Origin of the sequence: Pantoea sp. EA-12 (assembly GCF_030053355.1) — a bacterium.
GTDB lineage: Bacteria > Pseudomonadota > Gammaproteobacteria > Enterobacterales > Enterobacteriaceae > Pantoea > Pantoea vagans_C.
The window spans coordinates 438930-461692 of the sequence record NZ_JASGBY010000001.1; the positions used below are offsets into that span (position 1 = coordinate 438930).

General features: G+C 52.3%; 19 protein-coding genes. 18 read left to right on the forward strand and 1 reads right to left on the reverse strand.

What is annotated here, in order from left to right:
• The first annotated feature begins 99 nt into the window (after window positions 1–99).
• A complete protein-coding gene (locus tag QMZ30_RS02050; protein ID WP_039332571.1) occupies window positions 100–825 on the forward strand; it encodes a pirin family protein in 726 nt (241 codons plus the stop codon).
• A gap of 80 nt (window positions 826–905) precedes the next feature.
• Here the strand turns inward: QMZ30_RS02050 and iolG are convergent, their stop codons facing one another.
• The gene (gene iolG, locus QMZ30_RS02055; RefSeq protein ID WP_283226167.1) at window positions 906–1907 is read right to left on the reverse strand and encodes an inositol 2-dehydrogenase; all 1002 of its coding nucleotides are present in this window, start codon (window positions 1905–1907) and stop codon (window positions 906–908) included.
• 238 nt (window positions 1908–2145) lie between these two features.
• Here iolG and QMZ30_RS02060 point away from each other — a divergent pair, with 238 nt between their 5' ends.
• From QMZ30_RS02060 to QMZ30_RS02140, 17 genes are all read left to right on the forward strand, one after another.
• On the forward strand, window positions 2146–3171 hold the full coding sequence (locus QMZ30_RS02060) for a LacI family DNA-binding transcriptional regulator (protein ID WP_283226168.1): 1026 nt from the start codon (window positions 2146–2148) through the stop codon (window positions 3169–3171).
• Between the two features lie 257 nt (window positions 3172–3428).
• Window positions 3429–3995: a sugar dehydrogenase complex small subunit gene (locus QMZ30_RS02065; protein ID WP_283226169.1), complete on the forward strand. Its 567-nt coding sequence runs from the start codon at window positions 3429–3431 to the stop codon at window positions 3993–3995.
• Window positions 3996–4024: 29 nt separating this feature from the next.
• Window positions 4025–5680: a GMC family oxidoreductase gene (locus QMZ30_RS02070; RefSeq protein ID WP_283226170.1), complete on the forward strand. Its 1656-nt coding sequence runs from the start codon at window positions 4025–4027 to the stop codon at window positions 5678–5680.
• Window positions 5677–7077, forward strand: coding sequence for a c-type cytochrome (locus QMZ30_RS02075; protein ID WP_283226171.1), 1401 nt, complete (start codon window positions 5677–5679; stop codon window positions 7075–7077). The genes QMZ30_RS02070 and QMZ30_RS02075 overlap by 4 nt, the downstream gene beginning before the upstream one ends.
• A gap of 325 nt (window positions 7078–7402) precedes the next feature.
• Window positions 7403–8716 carry an MFS transporter gene (locus tag QMZ30_RS02080; protein ID WP_283226172.1) on the forward strand — a complete coding sequence of 438 codons (1314 nt, stop codon included), beginning with the start codon at window positions 7403–7405 and terminating at the stop codon, window positions 8714–8716.
• 255 nt (window positions 8717–8971) lie between these two features.
• Window positions 8972–9889, forward strand: coding sequence for a LysR family transcriptional regulator (locus tag QMZ30_RS02085; protein ID WP_283226173.1), 918 nt, complete (start codon window positions 8972–8974; stop codon window positions 9887–9889).
• A 152-nt stretch (window positions 9890–10041) separates the two neighbouring features.
• Window positions 10042–10716, forward strand: coding sequence for a DUF1028 domain-containing protein (locus QMZ30_RS02090; RefSeq protein ID WP_283226174.1), 675 nt, complete (start codon window positions 10042–10044; stop codon window positions 10714–10716).
• A complete protein-coding gene (locus QMZ30_RS02095; RefSeq protein WP_283226175.1) occupies window positions 10670–11662 on the forward strand; it encodes a 2-hydroxyacid dehydrogenase in 993 nt (330 codons plus the stop codon). The genes QMZ30_RS02090 and QMZ30_RS02095 overlap by 47 nt, the downstream gene beginning before the upstream one ends.
• 451 nt (window positions 11663–12113) lie before the next feature.
• Window positions 12114–13142, forward strand: a complete 1029-nt coding sequence (locus tag QMZ30_RS02100; RefSeq protein ID WP_283226176.1) for an ABC transporter ATP-binding protein — start codon at window positions 12114–12116, stop codon at window positions 13140–13142.
• A gap of 63 nt (window positions 13143–13205) precedes the next feature.
• Window positions 13206–14270 carry an extracellular solute-binding protein gene (locus tag QMZ30_RS02105; protein WP_283226177.1) on the forward strand — a complete coding sequence of 355 codons (1065 nt, stop codon included), beginning with the start codon at window positions 13206–13208 and terminating at the stop codon, window positions 14268–14270.
• A gap of 24 nt (window positions 14271–14294) precedes the next feature.
• Entirely contained in the window at window positions 14295–15626 is a 1332-nt protein-coding gene (locus tag QMZ30_RS02110) for an LLM class flavin-dependent oxidoreductase (RefSeq protein ID WP_283226178.1), read from the forward strand.
• An 18-nt stretch (window positions 15627–15644) separates the two neighbouring features.
• A complete protein-coding gene (locus QMZ30_RS02115) occupies window positions 15645–17420 on the forward strand; it encodes an ABC transporter permease subunit (RefSeq protein WP_283226179.1) in 1776 nt (591 codons plus the stop codon).
• Window positions 17421–17431: 11 nt separating this feature from the next.
• Window positions 17432–18154, forward strand: coding sequence for a class II aldolase and adducin N-terminal domain-containing protein (locus tag QMZ30_RS02120; RefSeq protein WP_283226180.1), 723 nt, complete (start codon window positions 17432–17434; stop codon window positions 18152–18154).
• Window positions 18144–19394: a flavin-containing monooxygenase gene (locus tag QMZ30_RS02125; protein WP_283226181.1), complete on the forward strand. Its 1251-nt coding sequence runs from the start codon at window positions 18144–18146 to the stop codon at window positions 19392–19394. The genes QMZ30_RS02120 and QMZ30_RS02125 overlap by 11 nt, the downstream gene beginning before the upstream one ends.
• The gene (locus QMZ30_RS02130) at window positions 19391–20530 is read left to right on the forward strand and encodes an alpha-hydroxy acid oxidase (protein WP_283226182.1); all 1140 of its coding nucleotides are present in this window, start codon (window positions 19391–19393) and stop codon (window positions 20528–20530) included. Before QMZ30_RS02125 ends, QMZ30_RS02130 begins: the two co-directional genes overlap by 4 nt.
• Window positions 20531–20793: 263 nt before the next feature.
• The gene (locus QMZ30_RS02135; RefSeq protein ID WP_283226183.1) at window positions 20794–21351 is read left to right on the forward strand and encodes a hypothetical protein; all 558 of its coding nucleotides are present in this window, start codon (window positions 20794–20796) and stop codon (window positions 21349–21351) included.
• 519 nt (window positions 21352–21870) lie between these two features.
• Window positions 21871–22758, forward strand: coding sequence for an ABC transporter substrate-binding protein (locus tag QMZ30_RS02140; RefSeq protein WP_283226184.1), 888 nt, complete (start codon window positions 21871–21873; stop codon window positions 22756–22758).
• The last annotated feature ends 5 nt before the right edge of the window (window positions 22759–22763 follow it).

Below are 22763 nucleotides of genomic sequence, written 5' to 3' on the forward strand. Positions count from 1 at the left end.
ATTGTCATTTCAGTGCATTGTTGAGCGAATCAGTTTACGTATACTTATCCTCATTCGGAAGGGCAACCGCCAATCCACAGCACATTTGAGGAGCACACCATGATTGAACAACGTCTGTCAGAGCAACGCGGAGTGGGTGACCACGGTTGGCTGAACTCGCATCATACTTTTTCTTTCGCTAACTATTGGGATCCAAAACAGAGCGGTTTTTCCGATCTGCTGGTGATCAACGATGACCGTGTTGCGCCGGGTCGCGGATTTGGTGCGCATCCGCACAACAACATGGAGATCATCTCCTATGTGCTGGAAGGCGCGCTGGAACATAAAGATTCCATGGGTACCGGTTCGGTTATCGTCCCTGGCGATGTGCAGTTGATGAGTGCCGGCAGCGGCGTGACGCATAGCGAGTTCAACCACTCAAAAAGCGATAACGTGCACTTCCTGCAGATTTGGATTGTGCCCGCCGAGCGCAACAGCCAACCCGGCTATCAGCAGGTTTCAGTAGCTGAGAGTGACAAACGTGGCCAATTGCGGTTGATCATCTCGCCAGAAGGGCAGAATGGCAGCTTGAGCGTGCGCCAGGATATCCGCATCTACGCGGGATTGTTTGATGGTGCAGAGCAGCAAACCTTCGAGTTAAGTGCCGACCGTTACGCCTACATTCATGTGGCACGCGGCAGCATCGAAGTGAACGGCGTGAAGTTCAAAGAAGGTGACGGTGCGCGCGTGCGCAATGAAACTGCGCTGCAGTTCAGCAATGGCGATAATGCCGAAGTACTGCTGTTCGATCTGCGTCCACTGGAAGTGAATCATCCACAGCGTTAATGGCTAAATCGTAGCGGCGACATTCATTGCGCGCCTTTTCGAATCGCACGATAAATCGTGCCGCTACGAGCTGTGCGGGGTTACGACAACAGCGATTGCGGGGTTACCGGCTTACCGCTTTGCAGAGAAGCCAACGCCGCATCCGCCAACAACAGTGCCTGCAAGCCATCATTGCCGCTTGGGTAGTGGCCTTCACCTTTAGCTAAGGCTTCGATAAAGGTCGCTAACTCATTGCGATAAGCATCGGCGTAACGCTGCAGGAAGAAGTGCTGCGGTTTTTGGGCCACCACGCCATTAGCGACCGATTTCACCAACTGTGACTCTAACTGGTTGGTGACCTGTAACATCCCCTCACTGCCGTGTACTTCAATACGTTGATCGTAACCGTAGCTGGCGCGACGGCTGTTGGTGATCACCGCCATTTTGCCGCTGGCGCAGGTGAGTGTGACCACTGCGGTATCCACATCGCCCAACGCCTTGATATCCGGGTCTGTGAGTGCTGCGGCACTGGCGTAAACCGATACCGGCTCTTCATTCAGCAACCAGCGCGCCATATCAAAGTCATGAATCGTCATGTCGCGGAACAAACCGCCTGAGACTTTGACATAGTCGGCAGGCGGCGCGCCTGGATCGCGTGAACTGATGGTGACCAACTCCGTCTCACCGATTTCACCGTCACGCAGGCAGGCCTGCAAATGCGCCATGCTCGGATCGAAACGACGGTTAAATCCAATCATCAACGGCACACCCGCATCACGCACCGTGGCTAAGCACTTCTCGACGCGCGCCAGGCTTAAGTCCACCGGCTTCTCACAAAAGATTGCTTTTTTGGCGCGCGCGGCGGCTTCAATCAAATCAGCGTGGGTGTTAGTGGCGCTGCAAATCGCCACCAGATCAATGGAACTGTCCGCCAGAATAGTGTCCAGATCCGCCACCGTGGCGCCGTATTTTTCAGCCAGTGCGTTGGCAGCCGGCGCATAGACATCCATCACGTAAGCAAGACGACATTGAGGATGCGCAGCGATATTCCCAGCGTGAATCTGACCAATACGACCAGCACCTAACAGAGCAACATTGAGCATTTTTTATTTCCTTTGAGGGCAACAGGTGATGGCGCTATTAATCGATTTTGCCTGCTTTTAAGTCAAAACAAAGCCGAAAAAGGAGAGTGAAAAGATGAGGCTGATCACATGAAAATTTGATGTTTTTTACCTCAAAAGGCAGTTAATGATTGAAATTCATGATGTTATATCAATTTGATTTACTTCAGCTTATCGGGATATTGTGTGCCCATCGAGGTGGAAGACATCAGGAATCGTCATGACGCAACACAACTGGAAATCGCCTTCCATTAAGCACATTGCGCAGGAAGCGGACGTCAGCCCGGCTACGGTAGACCGGGTACTCAATGGACGTGAAGGCGTACGCGAGGTGACGCGTAAGAAGGTCGAAAGCGCCATGGCGCGGTTGGGCATGCTTGCCGGAGAGGAGAGCCGCAATGCAGGTGTACAGCGCGTGGCTATTCTGTGTGAATCCGGCACCAGCTTTCTCGGGCATCTGGAGCGTCAGGCGCGTGCGGTGATGGCGGAACGCCCCCAGTTGCGCATCAGCATTGATACTTTACCGAGCGCCCAGTTCAATGCTGAACGTTTTAGCCAGTTGATTGAGCGCCGCGCTGCTGAGGCGAGCGGTATCATTCTGGTGTGTCGCGATGATGTAAAGATCAATCGTGCGGTCAAAGCCGCCATCGCTGACGGCGTGCAGGTGATTTGTCTCACCAGCGATCTGCCCAACTCTCGCCGTACTGCATACGTCGGCATTGATCAAATCGCCTCGGGCGCGACGGCGGGCTGGTTTATGGGCCGCATGTTGCCGGCACAGCAGCCAGGTAACATTCTGCTGATCTGCAGCTCGACCTATCGCACGCAAGAAGAGCGAGAAATTGGCTTCCGCCGCGTGTTACGTGAAGCCTTCCCGTGGCTGACAATTCGCGATCGCGTCAATATCAACGACGAAGCGGAGACCGCCTGGCACAGCGTAAAAAAATGGCTCGACGAGGGGAAACCGCTGGCGGGCATTTACAACACTGCCGGGGGGAATGAAGGGGTGGCAAAAGCGCTGGAAGCTTACGGCGTGCAGGATCAGGTGATCTTTATCGGTCACGAACTCAGCGAGTCCAGCCGTGTGCTTCTGGAGCGTGGCGTAATGGATATGGTGTTGGGTCATGATATGCGGCGCGAGATCGAGCAGTGTCTGGCGATTTTCGACCAGCCGATCAGTGAACGGTCAGTCAATGACATCAAAACCCCGCTGTTGATCTATCACCGCTATTCGTATTTTGCCTGAGTGAGATGAGCGGGACTCATGCTGGCCTCTTAAGCGACTGACGATAACGCCGTCTGGGGCCATAGCGTTTCTGCGGCACCTACATTGCGCACTGCAACTATCATCAGACCCAACAATTTTTGACCTAAATTATCATTTAGAGCTATTCCCACACTGAATAATGGGATTTCGTTCAAATCCTGATAACAGTTTTGCAACTTAGTCGTTAGGATAGCGCCGTTCGGCTTTCTCCTCATTTCTCAGCATCAGGTAACCCCATGAAACGACATTTTGCACCCGAAACCGTTTCTGTCAGTAAAAATGGAACCGGTTCCACTCGCAGGGAATTCCTGCTGGCTACGCTTGGCTTAACCGTGACGGGCGCGGTCGCCGCCCTGCCAGGACGGGCACTGGCCGCGGGCGTGATTCATGCCAGTGACGCGGTAAAACAGTTTGTTCGCGTCTCACAAGCCATCACTGAACACCAGCATCTGGATGTGGCGCTGGCAGCACGTTTTTACGAGGTGATGGCCACGCGTGACGCGCAGTTTGTCCCGCGACTGGCGCAACTCACGACCCTGATAACCACGCAAATCAACGCACAGGATTTCCTGGCTAAGGCCAGCAGCGCGGGGCTGCACGATTTCCTCTATCAAATCGTCACCGCCTGGTACACCGGCACGGTAGGGGATGACTATCACGGCACCCTGGTGGCTTACAAACAGGCGCTGATGTATCAGACGGTCAGCGATGGTTTGGTGGTGCCGACCTACTGCGGCAACGGCCCGATCTGGTGGACTGCGCCGGTACCGGATGAGCACAACGGTCATCTCGAACAGCTGTAATTTCCTAAAAACTAAAACGACGAAAAATCATGAAAAAACCAACGTTTACTGCGCAGGGTGATGCCTCCGCAGATATTGTCATTGTGGGCTCAGGTGTGGTCGGTGGTTTGATGGCGAACGAACTCGTCAGCCAGGGCTACTCGGTGCTGGTACTGGAAGCAGGTTTACGTATTGATCGTGCTCAAGCAGTCGAAAACTGGCGCAACATGCCGTTCGCCAATCGTGCCGGGTCAGATTTTCAGGGATTGTATCCGCAATCCAAATTTGCCCCTGCGCCGCTGTATTTCCCGCCGAACAACTATGTCAACGTCACGGGACCGAATGCGTCCAGTTTCCAGCAGGGTTACCTCCGTACTGTGGGCGGCACCACCTGGCACTGGGCGGCATCGTGCTGGCGTCATCATCCCAGCGATTTCGTGATGCAATCCAAATACGGTGTCGGGCGTGACTGGCCGATCAGCTATGACGAACTGGAGCCCTGGTATTGCCGGGCAGAGAACGAGATTGGCGTGGCGGGCCCGAATGATGCCAGCATGCAGTCGCCGACTGAACGTAGCCAGCCTTATCCGATGGATATGGTGCCGTTCGCGCACGGCGATAACTACTTCGCCAGCGTGGTGAATCCGCATGGCTATAACCTGGTGCCGATTCCACAGGGGCGCAGCACGCGGCCGTGGGAAGGGCGTCCTACCTGCTGCGGCAACAATAACTGTCAGCCGATTTGCCCGATTGGCGCCATGTATAACGGCATTCACCACATTGAACGTGCTGAGCGTAACGGTGCAGTAGTGCTGGCCGAGGCGGTCGTCTACAAAATCGATACTGATGGCAACAACCGTATCACTGCCGTGCACTGGAAGGATGCCTCTGGCGCATCGCATAAGGCCAGCGGCAAAGCCTTCGCACTGGCGTGTAACGGAATTGAAACCCCGCGTTTGCTGCTGCTGGCGGCTAACGGCGGTAATCCGAACGGCATTGCCAACGGTTCCGATATGGTGGGCCGCAACATGATGGATCACTCCGGTTTCCACTGTTCATTCCTCACCGAAGAGCCGGTGTGGCTGGGACGTGGCCCGGCGCAGAGCAGCTGTATGGTGGGCTATCGCGATGGGGAATTCCGTCGTGATTATTCCGCTAACAAAATGATTCTGAATAACATTTCTCGTGTGGTAGCCGCCACCCAGCAAGCGCTAAAGAAAGGGCTGGTGGGCAAAGCGCTGGATGAAGAGATTCGCTATCGCTCAGTACACAGCGTCGACATTTCCATCAGCCTGGAGCCACTGCCCGATCCAGAGAACCGTCTAACCCTGAGCAAAACACGCAAAGATCCACATGGACTGGCCTGCCCGGATATTTACTACGACGTGGGGGATTACGTGCGCAAAGGCGCGGAAGTGTCGCACGAGCAGCTGGAAAAAATAGGCAAGTTGTTCAACGGCAAAGAGTTTGCCATCAGCAAAGGGTTGAACGCCAACAACCATATTATGGGCGGCGTGATCATGGGCACCAGCGGTAAGGATGCGGTGGTGGATGGCAACTGCCGCGCGTTTGACCATGAAAACCTGTGGTTGCCAGGTGGCGGCGCGATCCCTTCTGCTAGCGTGGTGAACAGCACGTTGACCATGGCAGCTCTCGGCCTGAAAGCCGCACATGACATCAGCCTGCGCATGAAGGAGTTCGCATGAGATCACTTCTGTTAGCAACGTTGATCGCTTGTGGCGTGCAGGCGGAACCGCTTGATGTGAGTTTGCTACATCAGGGCGAGCAGGTGGCCATTGCCGCGGACTGCCAGGCCTGCCACACCGCGCCGGGCAGCAAAACCGCCTACAGCGGTGGATACGGTATCGCTTCGCCGATGGGCACGATTTACGCTACCAACATCACGCCGGACAGCAGCGGTATCGGTCACTATACCGAGGCGCAATTCTCGGATGCGGTGCGTCACGGCGTACGTGCGGATGGGGCGCAACTCTACCCGGCAATGCCGTACACTTCGTACAGCATGATGACCGATAGCGACCTGCATGCGCTCTATTACTACATGATGCATGGCGTGAAAGCGCAGGCGCAGCACAATCCAGAAACCGATTTGCCATTCCCGTTCAACCTGCGCTTTAGCATGCGCTTCTGGAACATGATGTTTGCCAACGACAAGATGTGGCAGAACGACGGCAGCAAAAGTGCCGAGTGGAATCGCGGTAACTATCTGGTGAACGGCCTGGCACACTGCAACACCTGCCACACGCCACGCGGTTTTATGATGCAGGAGCAGCAAGATCAGCCGCTGGCGGGCGGGCCGCTCGGTAGCTGGTATGCGCCCAATATCACCTCGGATGCCATCAGCGGGATTGGCGGCTGGAGCGATGACGAACTGGTGCAGTATCTGAAAACCGGACGCGCCCCAGGCAAAAATCAGGCGGCGGGCGGAATGGCGGAAGCGGTCGAGCACAGCCTGCAATATCTGTCGGACAGCGATCTGCGCGCGATTGCCACTTACCTGAAAGGCACGACGCCAATTCGTGATGCCGGCGATACGCTCCCGGCGTTCAGCTACGGTGCGCCTTATGATGTGGAAAATAGTGTGCGCGGACGCAATCCAAATAACGCGAATCACTCGCTGGATAACGGTGCCGCGCTGTTTAGCGGTAACTGTGCCAGCTGTCATCAGCCGGATGGAGCGGGCAGCAGCAATCAGGCCTATCCTTCGCTGTTCCACAACACCGCAACCGGACTGCGCAATCCCAATAACCTGATTGCCGCCATCCTGTTTGGCGTACAGCGTGACACCGCGGACCATCAGGTGTTGATGCCCGGCTTCAGTTCACCGTCATACGTCGACAAGCTGAACGATCAGCAAGTCGCGGACATCAGTAACTTCGTACTGGCGCATTACGGTAATGCCGCTGTGACGGTGACCGCTGGCGACGTGGCGTGGGTGAGGAAAGGGGGGCATCCGCCGCTGTTGGCGCGTCTGCAACCGCTGATGCTGCCGGGAATGATTGGCGCGATCATCATATTGCTGGCGGGTATTGCCGTCTGGCGTGTGATGCGCCGCAAGCGTGGGGCTCCTGGCCCAACGTAAAAGTCTCAGCGTTGCAGATAGCCCAGACGGCGTTATCGTCAGAAGTATTACACCATTAATGGCGACCTCATTGGCACGTGTGTTACACCAGCAAGTTACACCGTGCCTTTTTTATCACCTTTCTTAATGAATCCTCCTCGCTTGAAGCGGCATTGCCGCGCTCAACTACCCTTATCACATTGATTTGTGCACTCTCGATCACGCCATAAGTAACACAGTTTCTTAACATTCATCCGAGTGATTAGGATCGCAATAATAATTCCCAAACTCTCTTTAATAAGAAGCCATTGAGCTTACGTAGTGTTGCGTTAAGAGAGAGGGCGTTATGCACGAGAAAATCCCCGGAACACGTTGGTATCGCGTTATTGCCCCGATTCTGATTACTTGCATTATCTCGTTTATGGATCGCGTGAACATCAGTTTCGCGCTGCCGGGCGGCATGGATCAGGACCTGGCGATCACCAGCCAGATGGCCGGTATGGTCAGCGGCATCTTCTTTATTGGTTATCTGTTTTTACAGGTGCCGGGCGGGCGTATTGCGGTGAATGGCAGCGGTAAACGCTTTATCGCCTGGTCGCTGGTGGCGTGGATGGTGGTATCGATTGCTACTGGCTTTGTCACCAATCACTACCAACTGCTGGCATTGCGCTTTGTCCTCGGCATCTCAGAGGGTGGCATGCTGCCGGTGGTGTTAACCATGGTGAGTAACTGGTTCCCGGAAAAAGAGTTGGGGCGTGCGAACGCCTTCGTCATGATGTTTGCGCCGCTTGGTGGCATGTTTACCGCACCGATCTCCGGTTACATCATTAATGCCCTCGACTGGCGCTGGCTGTTTATTATTGAAGGCTTGCTGTCTGCAGTCGTGCTATTGGTGTGGTGGCTGGTGATTGCAGACCGTCCCGAAGAGGCACGTTGGTTACCTGCCCGTGAGAAGGCCTATCTGCTTGAACAGTTAACCCGCGAGCGTGCGGCGCATCGCAGTATCGAGGCAGTGACCAAAGCACCGCTGAGCGCCGTCTTCCGCAATTCAGGTCTGATGAAACTGGTCGCCCTGAACTTCTTCTATCAAACCGGTGATTACGGCTACACATTGTGGCTGCCGAGCATCCTGAAAAACCTGACCGGCAGCAATATGGCTGGCGTAGGCCTGTTAGCGGCAGTGCCCTTTGTGGCGACCATTCTCGGGATCTATGCCATCTCCTGGCTCAGCGACCGTACCGGCAAACGCCGCTTATGGGTGATGGTCTCGCTGTTTTGTTTTGCTGCCGCGCTGCTGGCTTCTGTGGTACTGCACAGCAATGTCGTGGCGTCCTACATCGCGCTGGTGGTGTGTGGCTTCTTCCTGAAAGCCGCAACCAGTCCATTCTGGTCCATTCCTGGCCGTCTTGCTGCGCCTGAAGTAGCAGGCAGCGCGCGTGGGGTGATTAACGGGTTGGGTAACCTGGGTGGATTCTGCGGACCCTATTTGGTTGGCATCATGACGATGCTGTATGGACAGAATGTGGCCGTATGCTGGTTGGCGGGATCGCTGGTGGTCGCTGGCATTATCACCGCATTGCTGCCACGCAACTGCGATATCAATCCTTCTGCACCGTGTGAGGCGGGTGCGGGTAAAAGGTTGGTGAGTGTGAAGCATTAACCGAGTGTCCCAAGTCGGATGCAAGTGCACAATCACAGCGCACTTTGCATCCGATTTATATTCATCATGCGTGATTGTAGTGCGTCAAAAAAATGCGATGACGTCATGAGTAGATAAAAAGTGCCATTTATTATGCCTTACTCTGAAATTCTGCCTCAATATTTGTCTCTTAGTGCCTGATGGCACATCGCTTGCATTATGACCCTTTCATGGGTGAACTCATTTCGCCTGGTCATCATCATTGGCGGTGTGAATATGACGCGTTTCACTCTAAAGCAACTCAAATATTTCGTTACGGTGGTAGAGACTGAAAGTTTTGCAGAGGCCTCCCGGCAATTGCATATCGCGCAACCCTCAATATCAATCGCAATAAAAAACCTTGAAGAAACGTTTGAACAGCAATTATTAATGCGTCATCACGCGCAAGGCGTTTCGCTTACGCCTGCAGGGCGACGATTTTATGAAAAAGCCAAAGAGTTGCTGCGGTTGTCCTATGAATTTGAACAGAACTCACGTGCAGATAATGAATTGATATCAGGAACGATAGCGATTGGCTGCTTTGAGTCTGCGGCTCCACTCTATTTGCCGCGATTGATCGCTGGTTTTAGCCGCCTTTACCCGGAGATCAGAATCCAACTCTATGACGGTGAACAGCACGAAATCATGCATGGCTTACATCGTGGGCGCTTTGATCTCGCCTTTCTCTATGATTTAGAACTGGATAATTCTATCTACAAGGAGAAGCTCAACGCGCCACACAAACCTTACGCCTTGTTACCCGCGCATCATCGACTGGCGCAACAGACTCAGGTTACCCTAAAGGAATTAAGTCAGGAACCCATGATTTTGTTAGATGCAGTGCCAAGCAAAAATTACTTTATCAGCATTTTTAAATCCAAAGGTTATCATCCCGAGGTGGCTTACAGTTCGCCTTCAATCGAAATGGTTCGCTGCATGGTAGGTCAGGGATTGGGGTTTTCTGTACTGGTGACGCGTCCATTTACCGATCAAACCTACGACGGAGAGAGGTTAGTTCAACTGGATATTGAAGATGAAATGGAAGCCTCAACGTTGATTATGGCCTATCTAGAAAATAATGAACCCACACATCCCGCCCGATTGTTTATGGAGTACTGCCGCAAGGCAGAGTTAAGGCCGACTAAATCAGGGTGATAATAAAATAATATGAAGGTGAGGTTAATAATTTTTATATAGGCTAAGTAAATTTTTAATAGTTTTAACCCTTAATTAATTCACATAGTCTCAACATTCACATTAATCACTTCATCGCCTATTTCTCCAACATTGTATTTCCGGGAGGATATATGACGCTTTCGATTACGGCGCGCTGCGTGGAATCTGGGCAACTGGGTATTGCCATTAGTTCGTCCAGTATTGCCGTTGGTGCGCGTTGCCCGTGGCTGATGGCCGGTGTGGGAGCCGTGTCGAGTCAAAACATCACACTGCCTTTATTAGGGCAACAAATTCTGACGCAGTTAGAACATGGCCTGTCGATTCAGCAAGCGCTAAACATGACTCTGGCGGAAGACCGTTTCAGAGAATATCGTCAGGTTGCCGTCATTGATGCGGCAGGAAACACCGCGCATGCCAGCGGCAGCAAAATGCTGGGAATTTGGCATGTGGTGGAAGGCGACAACTGCGTTGCGGCAGGCAATATGTTAGCGGATCGCGCAGTCATCAATGCCATGGTGACAGCTTTTGTGGAGACGCAGGGAGAGCTGACCACGCGCTTACTGGCGGCATTACAGGCGGGAATTGATCGCGGCGGCGAAATGGGACCCGAGCATTCAGCAGCAGTCAAAGTCGTGGATGACTATGCCTGGCCGCTGGTGGATCTGCGCGTGGATTGGGTTGAGCAAAATCCGGTTCAGTCACTTATACAGCTCTGGCAAGCCTACGAACCGCAGATGGAAGCCTACGTGACCCGTGCCCTTGACCCGCGAGAAGCCCCTAGTTATGGCGTACCCGGTGATGAATAGTGCCTCTTCGGTCTTACTGCTGAATTTTATTCATTGTGATGAGTTGGCGGAATGGCAAACCTATTTTGATCGCGCAATTCCCGGTATCCAACTGGCGTTATGGGATGACACAACGGTAGATCCTTCATCAGTAAGCTACGCTCTGGTATGGCAGCCAGAACCTGGACGGCTGGCGCGATTTCCTCATCTGCGGGTTATTATCAGTGAAGGTGCGGGTGTCGATCATATAACCTGTGATCCAATGCTCCCTGCTCACATTCCTGTGACGCGCATGGTGACAGATGAAACTGCAGCGCGCATGGCCGATTACGTCACAATGGCGGCCTACATGTTAGTAAGGCAGATGCCGCAGATCATTGCGGCACAGCGTGAACAGCGTTGGGCAAATCAGCTACGTGGTGGAAGAGTCAGTCACACGCGTGTGGGCATCCTTGGCATGGGCAATCTGGGCAAGGCGGCAGCACAACGGTTGCTGGCAAATGGATTTGTCGTAAATGGCTGGTCGCGCAGTGCAAGCGTATTGCCGGGGATTAACGCGTTTAGTGGCTACTTAAACTTGCCCGCGTTCTTAGCTGAGAGTGATGTGTTGGTCAATTTGTTACCTGATACGCCGCAAACGCGAAATCTCATTAATGATGAGGTCATCCATCAACTTCCGTTTGGTGCCAGTTTGATTAATGCTGGTCGTGGGCAGCAACTCGATGGTGACGCTCTGCTGCGTGCGCTGGAGAGTGGTCATCTAACGAGTGCCATATTGGATGTGTTTCCTCAGGAACCTCTGCCATTTAATGATCGGTTGTGGCGACACCCCAACATCATCATTACCAGCCACGTGGCTTCTTTGATATCGAATCAATCTAAAGCAGATCATGCGATTGCGGTGATTAAAGCCGACCGCGCCGGACAGCCCTTGCCTTTGTTATTCGAGAAAGAACGGGGTTATTAATTATTGTGCCATATGGTTAAGATACACTTTTCTTATATTAGTGCCTTTGCACTACCATCATGCCTTACGCCTCTTTTTTGCGCGTTAATTGCGTCATCACAGGGCGTGTTTTATATTTATTTTTTGAGTTTGAAAGTGAATTAATTATTAATTATTACTTTGATGTTCTCGTCTGGATTTGGTATGTGCCTGTAATCGTTGACTTTAATCATGTTATAGTTTTTTTAAATGGTCAGTGAAGATAATTGCTAATTGCATGATTTTGTTTATCGATCGCATAGTGTCCTCGAGAAGAAATGCACGCTTTATTATCACGCGGACATCGCTAACTAAGCCCGTGATTGCCAGATGATTATAAATTGATAATGTTCACCTGCATCAGGAGCGCACTATGTCCTATTTCTCTCTCCGGGAGGAAATTCATTCTTCTGTTGCCATGCCGGAAATAAAAATGCGCACTGCTGGCTTGAGCAAACAATATGGTGCAACCACAGCATTACACCCTGTCGACCTTGAGGTTCGCACCGGTGAGTTACTCACTTTGCTGGGGCCATCCGGTTCGGGTAAAACCACGCTGCTACAACTCATTTGTGGCCTGACAACACCCAGTGGGGGTGAGCTATTTATTGATGGCGTGAATAAAACCTGTGCACCCACGCATCAGCGTGACATCGGTGTGGTTTTCCAAAACTACGCTTTGTTTCCCCATCTTACCGTCGATGAAAACATCGCTTTTCCGCTTCAAATGCGCCGCGCCTCCGCAGCGGAAATTCGCCATAAAGTCGCACACGCGCTTGAGATGGTTGGCCTGGCAAATTTCGGACATCGTTTTACCCGTGAACTGTCAGGTGGCCAACAACAACGCATCGCTCTGGCCCGCTGCCTGGTATATCAGCCCTCACTCATCCTGATGGATGAATCGCTGTCTGCGCTGGACCGACAGCTGCGTGAAAACATGCAGGTCGAGATCAAGCGCATTCACCGCGAAACCGGCGCCACCATTATCTTCGTCACCCATGACCAGGAAGAGGCGCTGGCCCTGTCTGACCGCGTTTGCCTGATGAATGCCGGAAAAATCGAACAAATTGGTACGCCGTTTGAGATTTATGAGAGCCCGCGAACCGCCTTCGTCGCGGACTTTATCGGTATCTCTAACAAACTTAGTGGCGAAGTGACAGCGCAAGGTTTCCTTCGTTGTGCAGATGGCGAATTGCCGCTTCCCGCGACGCTGCCTGCAGGCCAGAAGCACGCCACGATGGTTATTCGACCGGAGTACATCGCGTTGGCCGAGCAAGGGGGCTATCTGCAAGGTGAAGTGGTGGAAAGCATCTACGTCGGATCGGAAACACGCCTGCTGATTAAACTCGCCAGCGGCACCCTGATGACCGCTCGTCAGAGCGCGGGCCATCTGCCGCGTCAGCTGGGAGATCGGGTTGGGCTGCAGTGGCAAACCACCGATGTACGCCTGATTGGATCCTGAGTGTCGCAACAGTGGCACATTTCATTGATTTTCCTGTTTATCAATAATCTGGAGTGATGATTCATGTTGAAAAAACCAGCCAGCAGACGGGATTTTATCAAGACCGTTGCCGTAACCGGTGCAGCCCTGTCTGCGCCTTCATTGTGGATTCCTCGCGCGTTCTCAGCTGACAACACTTTAATCGTTGCCGACAACGGCGGCGCACTGGCACCCGCATTGCGCGCTGCGTTTTACGATCCTTTCGAGAAAGAAACCGGGATTCGTATCACTAATGTGGCACATGAATCCGATCCCGTTACCCAGTTTAAAGTGGCGGTTGATGCGGGGTCCCATATCTGGGACCTGGCCATGGTCACGCCAGATAACGTGCAGCGTTTAACACAAGATAAAAACTATATCGCTCCGCTGGACATGCCAGACAGCAAAGACATTCTCCCTGGCATGGTGACACCAAATTGGTTTGGTTTCTCGGTTTGGGGCACGGTGATGGCTTACCGCACCGACAAGTTCAAGGGCGATGCGCCGAAGGGCTGGGCAGACTACTGGGATACTGAAAAATATGCCGGCCGCCGGGCACTCTACCGCTCACCCAGCGGCACGCTGGAAATGGCGCTGCTGGCAGACGGCGTCGCGCCGAAAGATCTTTATCCGCTGGATGTGGAACGGGCCATGAAGTCAATGGACAAGATTCGCCAGTCTGTTTCGGTCTGGTGGTCGAACGGTGCGCAGAACACCCAACTGCTGCAGAGCGGCGAAGTGGATATGTCGGATACCTGGAATGCGCGTGCCATTGCGGCAATCAAATCGGGTGCGCCGGTCAATATCGCGTGGCAAGGCACCTACAGCGTGGACGGTTGGTCGATAGTCGCCGGCACGCCAAATCTCAAACAGGCACAGGCTTTTGTGCGCTATTGCATGCACCCAGAACGTCAGGCGATTTACTCGGCGATGACCAGCAACGGGCCGAGTAACCCGAATGCGTTGAAAATGATGGAACAGAGTAAAGCGCAGTTGCTGACCACTTATCCAGAAAATCTGGAAGGCTTGCAGCGTCGTGATGAAGCGTGGTGGTCGAAAAACTACGATGCCGTGAATGAACGTTTCCAGGAATGGCTCCTTGAGGGCTAATCATCACTGTTCAGGAGTGTTGCCATGACCCAACGACAGATCCATCTTGGTTTATTAGCCCAACCACAAGGGGACCATCCCGCCTGTTGGCTAAAAAGCAGTGCACCACTGGATGCGGCCACCGATATCGATTACTACCGTTCGGTGGCACAACTGGCTGAAAAAGGGTTGTTTGACCTTTTCTTCATTGCAGATACCCCGGCTACACGCACCGATAATTTGCATGTTCACAGCCGTAATCCGGAATACAACAACCGCTTTGAACCCGTCACGTTGCTGTCGGCGATTGCGGGCGCAACCCAACACATTGGCTTGGGTGCGACGGCGTCAACCAGCTTTTACGAGCCGTACAACATTGCGCGCTTGTTCGCCTCGCTTGACCATATTTCCCATGGGCGTGCTGGCTGGAATATTGTCACCTCGGCCAATGATTATGCTGCCCGCAATTATGGGCTCGACAAGTTGCCGCCGCATGACGAGCGCTATGTGAAAGCACATGAGTTTTATCGGGTGGTGGAAAGCTTGTGGGACACCTGGGAAGACGACGCCTTTGTCTATGACCGTGAGTCTGTGACTTATTACGACCCGGCGAAATATCACGTCACCGATCATCAGGGTAAATACTTCAAAGTGTTTGGCGGTCTCAACATCCGGCGCACGCCGCAGGGGCGTCCGGTGATTATTCAGGCGGGCTCCTCTGAGACTGGGAAAAACTTCGCGGCTGAAACCGCTGAGGTGGTGTTTGCGTCGGACCCGACGCTGGCCGCTGGGCAGAAGTTCTATGCTGACCTAAAAGGTCGTTTGCCGCAATTTGGCCGCGATCCTGATTCTATGAAGATAATGGCCGGACTGTCGGTAATGGTCGGGGAGAGTGAGGCAGAAGCGCACGATAAGTATCAGGAGCTGCAACGTCTGATTCATCCTGATGTGGGTCGCATGCGCCTTAGCGCCGATCTTGAGACCGACCTCAGTGGATTGCCTCTGGATGAGCCCGTGCCGGTTGATCTCATTCCAGCAAAGGCGAATTTCCATCAGGCCTATTTCAACCAGATCGCCGGCATGATTCGCGAGCAGAAACTCACGCTGCGTCAGCTCTATTCCAGCTATGAGCGCGGCAAAGTGACCTTGTGTGGGACCCCCAACCAGATCACTGATCACATGATGGAGTGGATGGAGAGTGGTGCGGCGGATGGCTTCATGATGAGCTTCCATGTCGTGCCAGACGATCTCACGGACTTTATTCACAAAGTGATTCCCGAGATGCAACGTCGAGGCGTTTACCGCACTGCCTATAGCGGTAATACCCTGCGAGAGCATCTGGGATTGGCGCGTCCAGCTAATCGCCATAGCCGATAAGGGGTGGAGGGTAAAACCATGACCAGCCTGGTTGAAGTCGGCAAAAAACCGCGCAGAACACTGCAGATTCCTCGATTAGGCCCGTTGTGGCTGGCACTGCCTGGGGTAATTTTTCTGCTGCTCTTCTTGATTTGGCCGTCTCTGCGCATCTTCAGCCTGAGCCTGTTTGATCGCAGCGGGGCCTTCTCATTTTCTGCATTCGCCCGGTTTTTTGGATCGGGCGTGTATAACCGTGTGTTGCTTAATACCTTCAATATCGCTTTTTGGACTACAGCGTGGTGCCTGGTATTAGGATATCCGTTGGCGTATTGGTTGGCAGGATTGTCAAAGCGCAGTCAACAGATTCTCTCGCTGGTGGTCCTGCTGTCGTTCTGGAGCAGCACGCTGGTAAAGAACTTTACCTGGCTGATTCTGCTGGGACGGAATGGTTTCGCAGAAAGCGTGATGCAGGCGCTGGGTTTCAGCAGCGTTCACTTTCTGTTTAATCGCAGCATCGTGATTTTCGCCATGGTGCACACGTTGCTGCCGTTAGCCGTGGTAACGATGCTGCCAGTGATGAATCAGCTCGATCGACGTCTCACCCTGGCAGCCGCAACCCTCGGAGCGGATCGTGCGCAAGCTTTTTGGCGTGTGTTCTTTATTCAATCCATGCGGGGTGTGGCAGCGGCGGGTTTATTAGTCTTTATCAGCAGTCTGGGTTTCTTTATTACTCCAACGTTTTTGGGCAGTCCGCGTGAAATGATGTTGGGTCAGATGATCATTATGCAGATCAATGAATTGCAAAACTGGCAATTGGGCAGTGCGCTGGCGGTGGTGCTGGTGCTGGCCGCGTTGATCAGTTGTATCGTCTACAACCTGATCTTTGGTCTCTCTTCATTAGCTGGTGAGAGTCAGCATGTGCCGTCTTCGCGCAGTCGCCTGTTGCGTCGGCTGGGCTTATGGCTGGTCAATAGCCTGGCGCTGCTCGCATCAATGTGGATGCGCCTTTATGACAACAGTGTGGGGCGCATTCTACGCATAAACATGCTGGGTATTTATGCCTGTTTTACCCTGATGGTCCTGCTTTTCCCCGTGCTGGCGGTCATTCCCATGTCCTTTACCAACGCCAGCTTTCTCACCTTCCCGCCACAGGGCTTTAGCCTGAAGTGGTTTGAGGTTTGGTTTAATTCGCCGCTGTGGGTAGGGGCCACAATACGCTCATTTGGTATTGGTATTGTCGTTGGCCTGGTGACCTGCGCACTGGGCGCGATGGCTGCCCTGAGCGTCTCGCGTTCTCAAAGCCGCGTCCGAGGCTGGCTGTTCTTCTTGTTCCTGCTGCCGATGATGATCCCCTCGATTGTGATTGCCATTGCGCTGTTTTATTTCGCCGCGCAACTGGGCCTGGTGGCGACGAATACCGGTATCGCCATAGGGCATGTGGTGATTGCTTTACCTATGGTGTTTGTGATTCTGCTGACGACCTTCCAAGGGCATGACTGGCGACTGGATCACGCGGCTGCCACGCTCGGTGCCAGTAAGTGGCAAGTATTGCGGCGTATCACGTTGCCGTCGATCAAAGGGGGCTTAGCGGCCGCATTTGTTATTGGTTTCCTGACCTCCTTTGAAGAGTTGACCGTTGCATTGTTCATGGGCGGCGGGATGAAAACCACCATTCCCAAACAAATGTGGGACGACATCCTGTTGCAGGTGAGTCCAACACTGGCGGCAGCTTCGACCATGGTGCTGCTAGTGGTCATCGTACTGTTTGCTGCGATGCAAATGGTGAAACCACGCAGTAAACGCGTGTCCAGTTGAGGTAAAGCGTAATGAATGAAAAACAGATTCGTATTGATTTGGCCGCATCATTTCGACTTTTTGCCCGGTTAGGCATGCATGAAGCCGTGGCCAATCATTTCAGTGCTGCGGTATCTGCTGATGGGCGTCGCTTTTTGATGAACCGAAAATGGCAGCATTTCTCCACCGTGCGCGCCAGCGATCTTATTCTCCTTGATGCGGATGATGCCAGCAGCATGGAAAATGGCGTGGTTGATCCCACCGCCTGGGCGATTCATGGTCAATTGCATCGACGTGCCCCACATATTCGTGTGGCGATGCACCTGCATCCCGTCTTTGCCACCACGCTTTCAACCTTAGCCGATCCCACCATCATGCCCATTGAGCAGAATACCGCGCGTTACTTTAATCGCGTGGCCGTAGACCGGGCGTTTGGTGGAATGGCTGACACAGAAGATGAAGGGGCACGATTGGTCGCTCTGCTCGGTAATAAATCGCGTCTGATGATGGGGAATCACGGCGTCATGGTGACATCTGAAACCATTGGTGAAGCCTTTGACGATATGTATACGCTGGAACGTGCGTGTCAGATTTTGGTTCAGGCGTATGCAACGCAACAACCCCTGAAAGTGTTGTCCGCAGGGGTGGCAGAAAAGACCGCTCAGGATTGGGAGGGAATTCGTGATTTCTCCATCGCTCACTTTGAAGAAATGAAACGTATTCTGGATCGTGAGGAGCCCGATTATGCCAACTGAAATTGATACATTAGTGGTTGGCGCAGGGCAGGCGGGCATTGCCATGAGTGAGCACCTGACAGCATTGAAAATTCCCCATCTGGTGCTGGAAAAGAAACGCATCGCGGAAGCATGGCGCAGCGGGCGTTGGGATTCTTTAGTCGCGAACGGCCCTGCATGGCACGATCGCTTTCCAAACCGCTTATTTGATGCGCATCCAGACAGTTTTGTGGCTAAAGATGCGGTAGCGGATTACTTTGAAAAATATGCTGAACAATTCAAAGCACCTATCCGCACGGGTGTCTCAGTCAATAAAGTCACGCGCAACTCGGGTTGCAGTGGTTTTACCGTTGAGACCAGTGAAGGGACTATTCAGGCACAACGCGTGGTGGCGGCTTCTGGCCCCTTCCATCGCCCATTAATTCCGGCGATCGCCCCCGATAAGCAGCGTGTTCATCAACTGCATTCAGCCGAATATAAAAGTCCACAGCAACTTCCTGAGGGTGAGGTGTTAGTCGTGGGTGCGGGATCCTCCGGGGTGCAGATTGCCGATGAGCTGCAACGCGCCGGACGTCAGGTTTGGTTATCGGTTGGTCCGCACGACCGCCCACCTCGAGCTTACCGAGGCAGAGATTATTGCTGGTGGTTGGGCGTGTTAGGCATGTGGGATGCGGTAACCAAAGAGGCGCATAAAGAGCACGTAACCATCGCGGTGAGTGGCGCACGCGGAGGAGAAACTATCGATTTCCGACGCCTCGCCCAACAAGGAATTCGTCTGACGGGTGTGACGCGCCAGTTCAACGATGGCAATGTGCAGTTTGCCGATGACCTGCGCGAAAATGTTCGTAACGGCGACGAAAACTACCTCTCGGTGCTGGACGCGGCAGACGCTTGGGTTGAGCGAAATGGAGCCGACTTGCCAGCAGAGCCCGAAGCGCGAATTTTGCTCGATGATCCCGAATGTATGACTCATCCGGTTTTGGCTCTTAACCTCGCAGACGAAAATATTCAAACCATCATTTGGGCCACGGGATACGCTACGGATTATGGTTGGCTGGATGTGGACTGCTTTGACGATCGGCAGCGTCCGATTCATCAGCGCGGAGTGTCACGCGAATCAGGGATCTATTTTCTTGGTTTACCGTGGCAGTCACGACGCGGATCGACCTTTATCTGGGGTGTATGGCACGACGCGAAGTATATCGCCGACCAAATTGCGATTCAGCGCAGTTATGCTGCATATCAAGAGACAGCACCATGATCCTGAACTGGCAATCATTGCGGCGTGAGGCAAAACGTATCTTACCGGCATTTGTCTTCAGCTATGTTGACGGTGGCGCGGATGATGAGAAGACGTTAGCGCTGAATCAGAGTGTGTTTGATCGCTGGCAGTTTGCTCCGTCGGTGCTTAAAGATGTCAGTCAGCGCGATTTGAGTTGTCAGATTGGAGACACTAAACTGCGCGCCCCTCTGCTGGTGGCACCTACTGGCTATAACGGCATGTTGCGCCATCAAGCCGATATGATGCTGGTACGTGCCGCTGCCCAACAGGGGATAGGGCATATTCAAAGTACGGTTTCGACTGCCTCTCTTGAACAACTGGCGGAGGTATCCTCGGGAGCACGATGGTTTCAACTCTACGTTTTGCAAGACCGTCGTGTAACCAGTGACCTTATCCAGCGGGCACAGCAAGCAGGTTGTGAGGCTTTAGTGGTTTCTGTGGATGCGGTGCATTTTGGTAACCGTGAGCGCGACAAAGCACATTATCGCCGCCCAATGAAATTATCGTTAAATGCCCTGTGTGATGCAGCCTTTCATCCTCGATGGTTGGCCCGCACTTTGATTCCACACGGCATGCCTGGCTTTGGAAATCTGACGCCCTATTTACCCGCGGAGTATCAGCAAGGCATGGGTGCTGCAGCCTATTTCGCCAGCCAGATGGACCAGACAATCAATTGGCAAACCCTTAAGTGGATCCGCGAATTGTGGTCTGGACCGCTTTATATCAAAGGCATTACGACCGTGGCAGATGAGATTAAGGCGCAACAGGCAGGTGCTGACGGTGTGGTGTTGTCAAATCACGGTGGTCGCCAGTTAGACAGTTGCATCAGTCCGATGTTGATCCTCGCGGATGTCCGTCGTGCTGTGGGCCGTCATTTTAAGCTGATGATTGATAGCGGATTTCGTCGCGGAACCGATATAGTCAAAGCACTGGCCTTGGGAGCCGACGCCGTTTTGCTAGGGCGTCCACTTTTATATGCCGTTGCCAGTGGCGGCGAAGAGAGAGCAAGCCAGACCATTTCAAATTTTATTCAGGAAATCGACCGCACACTGGCCCAATTAGGATGCTGCTCTACGGCAGACTTACATGCCGACATGCTTATCGCCGTTCAATGAATAATTAATATCGTCATTATATCTGGTGGGTTATTTTACTCTTTGATTCCATACTGATGGAATTTTTATTAGGACGAATACTAATTTGAATGAATATACTTCCTAAGTAAGACTTAGAGTGATGCGTAAGTTTTTCGCAAAGACAACGAAATTATAATGAAATAACCTTTATCCTGGGTGAGTTGCAGCGTATGTTTTACTGTGCACAGCAGCTAATCATTTAAAATAATTTCTAAGCGAAATAGCTTAGTCTAGGTATAAACGTGCCACTCAAAAACGCCAGGGTTTTCCATATCGGATTAACCTCGCTCATCATCTATTCTGATTGCCAGTTCACTACGCTTGGTTTGTCAGAAACCATGATGGCGAGGTTTCCACAACAGCATAAATGCAGCAGTATCATCATCGTTAATGCTTGCTCTACGTCGCTGGAAGCAAAAGTATCGGATGTGTTCAGGTTAAGGAAGATCTACGGTAAGAGTGCCTATATTTTTGTGCTGACCAGCGATCCAGACAGCGCCGAGATATATCAGGGTATTCATTTCGTCTCGATGCACGCACCGATTAATGAATTAATGTGCTACATCATGAGCGCAGTGATAATGCATGATAAAGGTTCAGTGAAGCTTTCACTGCAAAGCATGCAGATCATTTACATGAAATCACTAGGCTTAGCGATTGAGGATATTGCGTTGTTGATGCAACGTAGTCGGTCGACGATCAAGAATAACTTTTCCTACTGCAAGCGAAGGCTGCACATTAAAAGTACATTCTCTGAACGTGCATTAATCTATATCGCCAAAGGCATTGTGACGAAATAATAAGGCTGAGTATGTCTGTCGTGAGTTTATTATCCTTAGTATTTATTTTGTGCGTGATTATTATTTATTCTGTCTACGCTATGGTCCACAGCAAAAAGAAAAGGCGTTTCCATAACCGTAGGAAAATGGGAAGCGCCCGTTAACACTGCGACTGGTATGGCAAAAGTGAACCAATACGCTTTTGTCATACATCACCTCTACTTGCTTGCCACAAAAAATGCGTTTGCACATCGTTGTACACCTGTTTAAGGCTCATCTTTTTGCACCGCGGCTTCCTCATACCGCTGCACCACACCAGGCCGTTTTGCACTCTGTTGGTGATTTTATGTTCACCACCTCGATTGCGCTCCAACCCGCTGTCAACGGCCATGTCAGGCGCCTTCTGGCCTGAAGATTAATTAATCAATTATTTAAATTTTGGCATAGCGCTTGCAGTTCTCCCCATGCACCATCTTCGTTTTTTGCTTTTTTAAGTCATCAGGGTCTTTGGCATTGTGCCTTTCTACTGGAGTTAAAAGCATGAGAATGAAAAGTCTGGTTGTTGCTGCTTCACTTGCTGTTTCTTCACTTCTTTCATTGGTTGCTCACGGTGCTGATACACCGCTCAGTATGCATGCTGATTTACATGCACAACTGCCGGAAAAGATCCGCAGCAGCAAAACACTGAACCTGGTTACCGATGCGCACTATCCCCCATGTGAGTCTTTTGCTGAGGATAATAAAACCATGGTGGGTTTTGAGCCTGACCTGTGGGACGCACTGGGTCAGGTGTTAGGCGTAAAAGTAAAACCTGTCTCGATTGATTTTGCTGGTTTAATCCCGGGGGTGAAAAGTGGTCGCTATGACGTAGCCATGGAGTGCATCTCTGACAGTGCCGAACGCGAAAAACAGGTGTCGTTCGTCAATTATGCCTACGCCACAAGCGAGGTTTACACGCTGGCTACGGAGAAGTCGATCACCAACGATCCACTGACTTTATGCGGTCTGAAAGTGGGCGTACAAACGGGCACTGATTTTGAAAAAGCCATCAGTGAAATCTACACGCCAAATTGTACCAAGCAGGGTAAACCCGCGATCCAACAAGTGACATTACCCTCTGCGGATGCCGTATTGCTGGGTCTCTATTCCGGCCGTGTAGATTTTGTACTTAATGACGCCGCTTCTGTTGATGACATCAAGAAAAAGGCACCGCATCCCATTCGCACCGTACAGATGCCGTTAATGCCGAAATACTACCTCGGTGTCGTGGTGGCGAAAGAGAACACGCAACTGGCTGCTGTGTTGCTGAAAGCGCTCAATGTGCTCCATGAAACCGGCACTTACGACAAAATCATGGAGAAGTGGGATTTGGATGCAATGAAGCTGGATAAGCCAGGCATTAATCTGACCAGCACCCAGCCTCTGTGAGCACG